Annotated in this window: 10 protein-coding genes; 6 read left to right on the top strand and 4 right to left on the bottom strand. The window is 68.0% G+C overall.

The window, feature by feature from the left end:
- Positions 1 to 56: 56 nt before the first annotated feature.
- From QGN17_RS20030 to QGN17_RS20020, 3 genes are read right to left on the bottom strand one after another with little or no spacing between them, the layout of a single operon-like run.
- Entirely contained in the window at positions 57 to 905 is an 849-nt protein-coding gene (locus QGN17_RS20030; RefSeq protein WP_281046367.1) for an HprK-related kinase A, read from the bottom strand.
- Positions 902 to 1,168: an HPr-rel-A system PqqD family peptide chaperone gene (locus QGN17_RS20025; RefSeq protein WP_281046366.1), complete on the bottom strand. Its 267-nt coding sequence runs from the start codon at positions 1,166 to 1,168 to the stop codon at positions 902 to 904. The genes QGN17_RS20030 and QGN17_RS20025 overlap by 4 nt, the downstream gene beginning before the upstream one ends.
- A gap of 12 nt (positions 1,169 to 1,180) precedes the next feature.
- A complete protein-coding gene (locus QGN17_RS20020) occupies positions 1,181 to 1,609 on the bottom strand; it encodes a hypothetical protein (RefSeq protein WP_281046365.1) in 429 nt (142 codons plus the stop codon).
- 100 nt (positions 1,610 to 1,709) lie between these two features.
- Between QGN17_RS20020 and QGN17_RS20015 the strand changes: the two genes are divergently transcribed.
- The 4 genes from QGN17_RS20015 to phoB all read left to right on the top strand — a co-directional run bounded on the left by QGN17_RS20015 (position 1,710) and on the right by phoB (position 5,521).
- The gene (locus QGN17_RS20015; RefSeq protein WP_281046364.1) at positions 1,710 to 2,936 is read left to right on the top strand and encodes an ATP-binding protein; all 1,227 of its coding nucleotides are present in this window, start codon (positions 1,710 to 1,712) and stop codon (positions 2,934 to 2,936) included.
- A 153-nt stretch (positions 2,937 to 3,089) separates the two neighbouring features.
- Positions 3,090 to 4,007: a PstS family phosphate ABC transporter substrate-binding protein gene (locus QGN17_RS20010; RefSeq protein WP_281046363.1), complete on the top strand. Its 918-nt coding sequence runs from the start codon at positions 3,090 to 3,092 to the stop codon at positions 4,005 to 4,007.
- Between the two features lie 106 nt (positions 4,008 to 4,113).
- Positions 4,114 to 4,818 carry a phosphate signaling complex protein PhoU gene (phoU, locus tag QGN17_RS20005; RefSeq protein ID WP_281046362.1) on the top strand — a complete coding sequence of 235 codons (705 nt, stop codon included), beginning with the start codon at positions 4,114 to 4,116 and terminating at the stop codon, positions 4,816 to 4,818.
- Between the two features lie 4 nt (positions 4,819 to 4,822).
- Positions 4,823 to 5,521, top strand: coding sequence for a phosphate regulon transcriptional regulator PhoB (phoB, locus tag QGN17_RS20000; RefSeq protein WP_022690298.1), 699 nt, complete (start codon positions 4,823 to 4,825; stop codon positions 5,519 to 5,521).
- A 36-nt stretch (positions 5,522 to 5,557) separates the two neighbouring features.
- Here phoB and QGN17_RS19995 read toward each other — a convergent pair whose 3' ends face one another.
- Complete coding sequence (locus QGN17_RS19995; protein WP_281046361.1) at positions 5,558 to 6,406, bottom strand: glycine zipper domain-containing protein; 849 nt, start codon at positions 6,404 to 6,406, stop codon at positions 5,558 to 5,560.
- A 227-nt stretch (positions 6,407 to 6,633) separates the two neighbouring features.
- Here QGN17_RS19995 and QGN17_RS19990 point away from each other — a divergent pair, with 227 nt between their 5' ends.
- Both QGN17_RS19990 and QGN17_RS19985 read left to right on the top strand, forming a co-directional pair.
- On the top strand, positions 6,634 to 6,807 hold the full coding sequence (locus QGN17_RS19990) for a hypothetical protein (protein ID WP_022691020.1): 174 nt from the start codon (positions 6,634 to 6,636) through the stop codon (positions 6,805 to 6,807).
- Positions 6,808 to 6,848: 41 nt separating this feature from the next.
- Positions 6,849 to 8,441 carry an isocitrate lyase gene (locus QGN17_RS19985; RefSeq protein WP_281046360.1) on the top strand — a complete coding sequence of 531 codons (1,593 nt, stop codon included), beginning with the start codon at positions 6,849 to 6,851 and terminating at the stop codon, positions 8,439 to 8,441.
- Positions 8,442 to 8,464 lie beyond the last annotated feature (23 nt).

The following is an 8,464-nucleotide window of genomic DNA, read 5'->3' as shown; positions in this document are numbered from 1 at the left end:
CGATGCGCGTGAGGCACGCACTTCGACTTCGCTCAGGACGAACGGAGTGAGATCGCTCACAGCTCCCCCCACAGCCGCTCGACCAGCGCGATTCCGGCGTCGCCATCGGGATAGTCAATCCCCAGCGCCGGCACGCTCTGCACCAGCCGACTGAGCGCGCCGAAACCCGCCTCGCCCAGCGAGACGTAGTTGGTGGACGCCTGCGTCAGCAGCATGAACGTCTCGCTCGCTGCCAGCCGCTCGACAGCCTCGGGCCGACCGAAGCGCGGGAAGAGCAGCAGCGCGGGTGGCGCGGCCTCGTGCATCCGGGCGATCGCGCCTTCGGGCGGGCGCCAGTAGCCTATCGTCCCCTTGGGCGTCCCCTCCAGCACTGGGCCGACCGTGCCGCCCGCCGCGCGCACCGCCGCCACCGCCTCGTTCTTCAGGCTGGAGGCGCGGGGGAAGGGATGGATGCGCCCATCGTCCAGCCCGACGAAGGCGAATTCGTCGCCGAGGAAGCGCCAGCCGCGCATCGCCAGCATCGTCGCCAGCGTCGACTTGCCCGATCCGCTGGCACCCGACATCAACAGCACCCGCCCGTCGCGCTCCACCGCTGAGCAATGAAGCAGCAGATGCCGCCGCCAGCCGAGCGCGACCTGGAGGTTCATCCCCATCTCGGCGGCGAGCAACCCTTGAGCGAGCGGCAGCGGCGCCGCGTCGGGCAACCAGAAATCGCCCGAAATCTCCACCGATGGCCGGATGAACCTCCGCCACGGCCGCTGGGCGAAGAGGCGCACGGTCACGTCCGGCACCTCGGGCCGCGGATAACCGGCGTAGAGCCGCTCCAGCGCCGCGACCGGGCCCCGCCAGTCCGATCCGATGCGGAAACCCACCGGTCCCACCTGAAGCCGGACGCCGTGCCTCATGCGCGCCAGGCGAGGCCCGCCGCGACCAGTTCCTCCATCCGCGCCTCGATCGCCTCGGCGGCGGCATCGGGCAGCTCGAACTGCCGCGACAGTCGCGCGAGCAGTTCGGGCGCATCCGCCGCCCCCTCACCCAGCGCATCGAGCAGCTCGGGCGCGGGCGAAGCGAGCAGGTGCGTCGTGCCGGAAGGCCGGTGGTAGATCGCGACCAGCGCGTCCAGCGCGACCGTCAGCCGGGCCGTCGGCGGATCGGCCGCGTAGCGCATGTCAGAACAGGCTCAGCGCCCCGGCATCTGCAGCGAGGCGTAGCAGGTGAAGCCACTCGTGCCGTGCTGCAGCCGGCGGATGTAGTTGACGTACGCCTGCCGTGCGTTGGGATCGAAACCCGGCGGCGACATGCCGTTGATCATCTTCTTCGCCTCGTCTCCCGTCACCGGGCGCGGTGCAGGCGCAAAGGCGCCCTGCGTACCCGGTGCCACCAGTCGCCCCTCGGCCGAGATATACTGGCCGTTGTGGGGCGGATCGGGGATCGGGATCTTGCAGTTGAGCACCGACGCGGCGGTCGAGGCGAGCGCCGGGCGCACCGTCACTACCGAGGAGGCGGCGACCGCGCCGAGCATCAGCACGCCGCGCCGCCCGGTGCCGGCAGGCCGCACCGTATCGGCATTTTCGGCGGATTTCTCCGGCTTGTCACAATCCTCAGCCATCAAGCCCCCGAATGCGTTATTCCTCCCTACATAAGCGTAAACGGAGCGGCGCATAAAGAGGCGGTTGTCGCGGGATCGGCGCAAAGCGGGACGGAACGGCATGGAGCGTATCGGCATAGCGGGCGTGTTGGGTGGTTTGGCGCTGGTCTGCGGGCTGGCGCTGGCGCTCGCCGCCGCAGCCGAGCCGGTGACGCTGTCGGCCGGGATCCTGCTCGGCGTCGGCATCGCGCTGCTGATGTGGGTCGCCCAGCGCTGGAGCCGGGAGCCGAAACCCGAGGCGGAGCCCGCGCCGCCCCCCGCCCCCGCCGCCCCCAAGGTCGAGGATCTGCTCGGCGCGGTCGACGATCCGCTGCTGCTGGTCGAAGGACGGCAGGTGGTCCGCGCCAACGCCGCCGCGATCCGTGTGCTCGGCGAGCATGTCGTCGGCGATGACGTCCGCGTCGCGATCCGCCATCCCGCGGCCGCAGAACTGCTGACCCGAGATGCCAATGCGGAAGGCAGCGTCGATCTCATCGGGCTGGGCGCGGCGGACCGGCATTGGGTGCTTTCCACCCAGCCGCTCGGCGCCGGCGCGCGCCTCGTCCGCCTGTCGGATCGCACCGCGACCCGCGCCACCGAGCGCATCCGCGTCGATTTCGTCGCGAATGCCAGCCATGAGCTGCGCACGCCGCTCGCCAGCCTGATCGGCTTCATCGAGACGCTGGAGGATGCCAACGGGCCGGACGAGGCGCCGGTGCGCGAGCGCTTCCTCAAGATCATGGCCGGCGAGGCGCGGCGGATGCAGCGGCTGGTCGACGACCTGATCTCGCTGTCGCGCATCGAGGCGGACAAGCACCGCACCCCGTCCGATACGATCGCGCTCGGCGCGCTGGCCCGCGAGACCGCCGACACGCTGCGCGGGGACAAGACCAAGGACCGGATCGAGCTGGCGATCGAGGATGGCCTGCCGCCGGTCTCGGGCGATCGCGCGCAGCTTTCGCAGCTGCTTCACAATCTCGTCGGCAACGCGCTCAAATATGGCGATCCGGCCAAGGCGGTGCGGGTGAAGGTGATGCGCAGCGGCACGACCATGATCCGGCTCGCCGTCGCCGACGAGGGCGAGGGCATCGCGCCCCAGCACCTCCCCCGCCTCACCGAGCGCTTCTACCGCGTGGATGCCGGGCGCAGCCGGCAGGCGGGCGGCACCGGCCTCGGCCTCGCCATCGTCAAGCACATCGTCGAGCGCCATCGCGGCCGGCTCGACATCGCCAGCACGCAGGGCGTCGGCACCACGGTGACGGTGCTGCTGCCGATCGCGACGACGACGCAGAGCGTGGCGGCGGAATGAACCGGCTTCCCCTCCCTGAAAGGGAGGGGATCGAGGGGTGGGTGGAGGCACGCGTGACTTTCGGGTTGCCACACTTGGTTCCCGTATCGTGACCCGAGACCCACCCCTGCCCCTCCCTTTCAGGGAGGGGAGTCTGGCGCTACATCTGCCGCCATGCGTCGCCTCGCCTTGCTCGCCCTCCTCCCGCTAGCCGCCTGCTCGAAGGCGCCGACCGGCGCCGCGCCGCACCAGATCCACATCGCCGGATCGAGCGCCGGTTACCTGCTCTCTACCGAAGTCGCCGAGCGGCTGATGCGCGAGGATCCGGACGTGCTGGCCCCACTGGTCCGCGCGGGCGGCACCGGTGAGGGCATCGCCCGCTTCTGCGACAGGGACAATCCGACCCGCCCCGACATCCTGATCACCACGCGCAAGATGACGGCCGACGAGCAGGCCCGCTGCGCCGCGAACGGATCGACCGATATCGAGCAGAAGCCAATCGGCACTACAGCGGTCGTGCTGGTCGAGGCGAAGGGGGCCCCGACCTTCTCCGACCTCTCCCGTTTTGACATCGCCAAGGCGCTGACCTCGAACGCGAAGACATGGGCCAATGTACGCCCCGGCCTGCCCGCCATCCCGATCGTCATCCACGGTCCGACACCGACGCCCGGCATCGCCGACACGCTCTACGGCCCGATCCTGCAGGATGCTCAGAAGGTGCGCACTGACGGTGCCTATGCGGGCCACGGCGCGGATGCTGCGATGGTCGCCCGCATTGTAGCCGGGAATCCCGGCGCGATCGGCATCGTTCCGCTCGCCCAAGCCCTAGCGCTCAAGGATCAACTTACCATCCTGCATCCGCCGCGCCCCACCTTGCGATCCGACGACCCGGCGGCACAATTGCAAGCCGATGTCGGGACAAGCACGAAGAGCATGGCTAACACCTATGGTACGGCGATCCGGCTCTTTCTTGTCAGCAGACACAGCGACGAAGGGCGCGTCCCAGGATTGCGCGCCCTGCTCGAATATTACCACGATGACGTGATCGACAACCACCTCGAGTTCGAGCAGCCGACCTTCCTGCGGGGTTGACCCGATATTGTAACAATTCCCATGCAGAGGCCTCACGGGCGCCTCCACCTTTCGTTCGCGGTCGTCGCGGGCTAGGCTGTCGTCCGGCATTGGGGACTTTCAAGACATGGCGACCACCGGCCACACCGTAAAGGCGTTCGACAGCGATCTCGGCCAGATCCGGGGCCTCGTCTCCGAGATGGGCGGCCGTGCCGAGGCGGCGATCACCGCCGCGATCCAGGCGCTCTCGCGCATTGATCTCGAAGCCGCCGCGATGGTGGTGCAGGAGGATCGCAAGATCGACGAGCTGGAGGCCGAGATCGAGCGCTCCGTGCTCCGCCTGATCGCGCTGCGCGCGCCGATGGCCGACGATCTGCGCGACGCGGTCGCCGCGCTCAAGATTTCCGGCGTGATCGAACGCATCGGCGACTATGCCAAGAACATCGCCAAGCGCGTGCCGCTGCTCGCCGAGATGCGCTCGTCCGAGCCGATGGCGATCCTGCCGGCGATGGCCCGTTCGGTCAGCGACATGGTGCGCGGCGCGCTCGACGCCTATGCGGCGCGCGACGCCGCCGGCGCGGTGGCGGTGCAGGAAGCCGATCGCCACGTCGATGATTTCTACAACTCGCTGTTCCGCACCCTCCTCACCTACATGATGGAGAACCCGACCAGCATCACCGAATCGGCGCACCTGCTGTTCATCGCCAAGAATCTCGAGCGGATCGGCGATCACGCGACCAACATCGCCGAGATGGTGTTCTTCGCCGCCACCGGCGAGCAGCTGATCGAGCGTCCGCGCGGCGGCGACCCCCTCACGCCGGGCGCGGAGTAAACGAATGCCCGGACGGGTATTGCTGGTGGAGGACGACGCCGCCCTCGCCGAACTGGTTTCGTGGCATCTGGAGCGGGAAGGCTTCGACGTCGAGCGCACGCCCGACGGCGAGGAAGCGCTGCTGCTCGCCGCCGAGCAGACGCCGGATCTCGTGCTGCTCGACTGGATGGTCGAGGGCCTGTCAGGCATCGAGGTATGCCGCCGCCTGCGCCGCCGCGCCGAGACCGCCAACCTCCCCATCATCATGCTCACCGCGCGTGGCGAGGAAGAGGATCGCGTTCGCGGCCTCGAGACCGGCGCCGACGATTACGTCACCAAGCCCTTCAGCCCGCGCGAGCTGCTGGCGCGCGTGTCCGCCGTGCTGCGCCGCGTGCGCCCGGCGCTGGCCGGCGAGCGGCTGGAATATGGCGGCATCGAGATGGATCTGGTCGGCCACAAGGTCCGCCGCGACGGTTCGCCGATCGCGCTGGGGCCGACCGAATTCCGCCTGCTCCGCCACTTCCTCGAACATCCCGGCCGCGTCTTCTCGCGCGAGCGGCTGCTCGATTCGGTCTGGGGCCGGGAAGCCGACATCGAGCCGCGCACCGTGGACGTCCATATCCGCCGTTTGAGGAAGGCGATCAACGACGACGGCGCGATGCCCGACATCATCCGCACCGTCCGCTCGGCGGGCTATGCGCTGGATTCCGAAGGCACAGCCTGAAACTGACCGGGGCGCCGTGGCGCCCCGGCCGGCCGATCACCAACGGCGGCGATAGTAACCACGCGGGCCGTGATAATAGCCGCGCGGGCCACCCCAGCCGTAATGGCGGTAATACCAGACGTGGTACGGGTACGGCCGGTAGGTCCACACTCCGCCGTAGAACACCCACGGGTGATACCAGGTCGGCGCCGCATAATAATAAGCCGGCCCGCCATATGCGAAGGCCGGCGCACCGCCGCGCACGACGAAGCCCGGCGGACAGCCTGGGCTGGTGGCGTTGCTGTTCGTCCCGTTGGCGACGGCCGCCCCGCCGAGTGCGCCGACGCCGGCGCCAAGGATCGCCCCGCCCGCACGATCGTGACGGCCGGCGACGCTCGACCCGAGCAGCGCGCCGATCGCGCCGCCGATCACCGCGCCGGCGCCCGTATCGGCATGGGCCTTCACACAATAGGCCTGCGCCCACTGCTGGGCATACGCGGCATATTGCTGGTCCTGTGTCGCCTGCTGCGCGGCGTCCGGCCCAGCCTGATAGCCGGGCGGCGGTGGGGGAAGCTGCGATCCGTCATAGCCGGGAGGCGGAGGCGGAGGCGCCGCATACTGGCCGCCGGAATATCGGCCATTCGGCGGAGGCGGGTAATTGCCCTGCCCCGGCGGCGGCCCCTGGTCGTCGCCTTGATAGCCACCCTGACCGCCATCGTCGTCATAGCCGGCGGGCGGCGCCTGTCGACTGTCATAGCCGGGTGGAGGCCCCTGATCGTCGTCATAGCCTCCCTGCTGCGACGGCGGCGGATAGGACTGCGCCACGGCCGCCGTCACGCCCGTCTGCAGCAACACGGTCGCTGCGCCGACGAGCAGCAAGCGATGCGACACTTCACGCCTTACCATGATGAAACCCCGAAAAATCGACCCTGCGCAGCCATCTCTGCGCCCACGCTACTGAACGCCGGCTGACCATGAAACCAGCGTTCACGTTGTCATAATGTGACAGATTGAACCGGTCACACCTCTACCAATCGTCACTCATCGTTCTTCAAACGGCGGAGCGATGGGCGCATCTCCCTGTTCATGACGCGGCCCCTCGACGGGATCGCCCCAGCACACGGAGAGCTACGATGACCACCCAGACGATGATCCAGCCCGAACCCGCCCGCGCCCGCGCCGTCTTCTCGACCGAGGACTTCCAGCTGCTGCGCGAGGCCGTCGCCGCGCATCTGCGCACCGTCGCGGACAGCCCGGAGTCGGTCAAATTCAGCAACCTCTACCACCGCCTCGGCCGCCTCGGCTGAGACGGGCCTTTCCACCATTACCCAACGTCCCAGGAAGCATCATGACCTATCAGACCGAAATCGACACCACGAGCGCCCTCATCGAGCGCTTCAACGGCACCTGGGACGGAATCAGCCCGGAGGCGGTGGCGCGCATGAAGTTGCAGAACCGCTTCAACACCGGTCTCGACATCGCGAAATATACGGCGAAGATCATGCGCGCCGATATGGCCGCCTATGATGCCGATCCGGCCAACTACACCCAGTCGCTGGGCTGCTGGCATGGGTTCATCGGGCAGCAGAAGCTGATCTCGATCAAGAAGCATTTCGGCACCACCAAGGGCAAGTATCTGTACCTGTCCGGCTGGATGGTCGCGGCGCTGCGCTCCGATTTCGGGCCGCTGCCCGACCAGTCGATGCACGAGAAGACCAGCGTGCCCGCGCTGATCGAGGAACTCTACACCTTCCTCAAGCAGGCCGACGCCCGCGAGCTGGGCCTGATCTTCCGCGATCTCGACAAGGCGCGCGCCGCCGGCGATGCCGCGAAGGAAGCCGAGTTGCTTGCGCAGATCGACAATTTCCAGACGCACGTCGTGCCGATCATCGCCGACATCGATGCGGGCTTCGGCAATGCCGAGGCGACCTACCTGCTCGCCAAGAAGATGATCGAGGCCGGCGCCTGCGCGCTGCAGATCGAGAATCAGGTCTCCGACGAGAAGCAGTGCGGCCACCAGGACGGCAAGGTCACCGTGCCGCACGAGGACTTTCTCGCCAAGGTCCGCGCCTGCCGCTACGCCTTCCTCGAGCTCGGCGTCGACGACGGCATCATCGTCACCCGCACCGACTCGCTGGGCGCCGGCCTGACCAAGCAGATCGCCGTCTCGAACGAGCCTGGCGACATCGGCGACCAGTATAACAGCTTCCTCGATTGCGAGGAGATCGATCCGGCGACCGCGCGCAACGGTGATGTCATCATCAACCGCGACGGCAAGCTGATGCGCCCCAAGCGCCTGCCCTCGAACCTGTTCCAGTTCCGGGCAGGCACCGGTGCGGACCGCTGCGTGCTCGATTGCATCACCTCGCTGCAGCACGGGGCGGACCTGCTGTGGATCGAGACCGAGAAGCCGCATATCGAGCAGATCGCCAGCATGGTCGATCGCATCCGCGAGGTGATCCCGAACGCCAAGCTGGTCTACAACAACTCGCCCAGTTTCAACTGGACGCTGAACTTCCGCCAGCAGGTCTATGATGCGTGGGCCGAGGCGGGCAAGGACGTGTCGCAATACGAGCGCGCCGCGCTGATGAGCGTGATCTACGACGCCACCGATCTGGCCAAGGAAGCCGACGAGAAGATCCGCACCTTCCAGAAGGATGCGGCGAAGCGCGCCGGCATCTTCCACCACCTGATCACGCTGCCGACCTATCACACGGCTGCGCTCAGCACCGACAATCTCGCCAAGGAGTATTTCGGCGAGGCGGGCATGCTGGGCTATGTCGCCGGGGTGCAGCGCAAGGAGATCCGCGAAGGGATCGCCTGCGTGAAGCACCAGAACATGTCGGGCTCCGACATCGGCGACGATCACAAGGAAGCCTTCGCCGGCGAGGCCGCGCTCAAGGCCGGCGGCGCCCACAACACGATGAACCAGTTCGCGTAAGACGAACGATCATCGGGCAGCAC

Origin of the sequence: Sphingomonas oryzagri (assembly GCF_029906645.1) — a bacterium.
Classification (GTDB): Bacteria; Pseudomonadota; Alphaproteobacteria; order Sphingomonadales; family Sphingomonadaceae; genus Solisphingomonas; species Solisphingomonas oryzagri.
Note: the sequence above shows the minus strand (reverse complement) of the source record. Positions and strands in the feature narration are given on the sequence as shown.

Coding starts and splice junctions, on each gene's coding strand:
- QGN17_RS20030 (WP_281046367.1), bottom strand. CDS start 905: ATGAGGCACGGCGTCCGGCTTCAGGTGGGACCGGTGGGTTTCCGCATC.
- QGN17_RS20025 (WP_281046366.1), bottom strand. CDS start 1,168: ATGCGCTACGCGGCCGATCCGCCGACGGCCCGGCTGACGGTCGCGCTG.
- QGN17_RS20020 (WP_281046365.1), bottom strand. CDS start 1,609: ATGGCTGAGGATTGTGACAAGCCGGAGAAATCCGCCGAAAATGCCGAT.
- QGN17_RS20015 (WP_281046364.1), top strand. CDS start 1,710: ATGGAGCGTATCGGCATAGCGGGCGTGTTGGGTGGTTTGGCGCTGGTC.
- QGN17_RS20010 (WP_281046363.1), top strand. CDS start 3,090: ATGCGTCGCCTCGCCTTGCTCGCCCTCCTCCCGCTAGCCGCCTGCTCG.
- phoU (WP_281046362.1), top strand. CDS start 4,114: ATGGCGACCACCGGCCACACCGTAAAGGCGTTCGACAGCGATCTCGGC.
- phoB (WP_022690298.1), top strand. CDS start 4,823: ATGCCCGGACGGGTATTGCTGGTGGAGGACGACGCCGCCCTCGCCGAA.
- QGN17_RS19995 (WP_281046361.1), bottom strand. CDS start 6,406: ATGGTAAGGCGTGAAGTGTCGCATCGCTTGCTGCTCGTCGGCGCAGCG.
- QGN17_RS19990 (WP_022691020.1), top strand. CDS start 6,634: ATGACCACCCAGACGATGATCCAGCCCGAACCCGCCCGCGCCCGCGCC.
- QGN17_RS19985 (WP_281046360.1), top strand. CDS start 6,849: ATGACCTATCAGACCGAAATCGACACCACGAGCGCCCTCATCGAGCGC.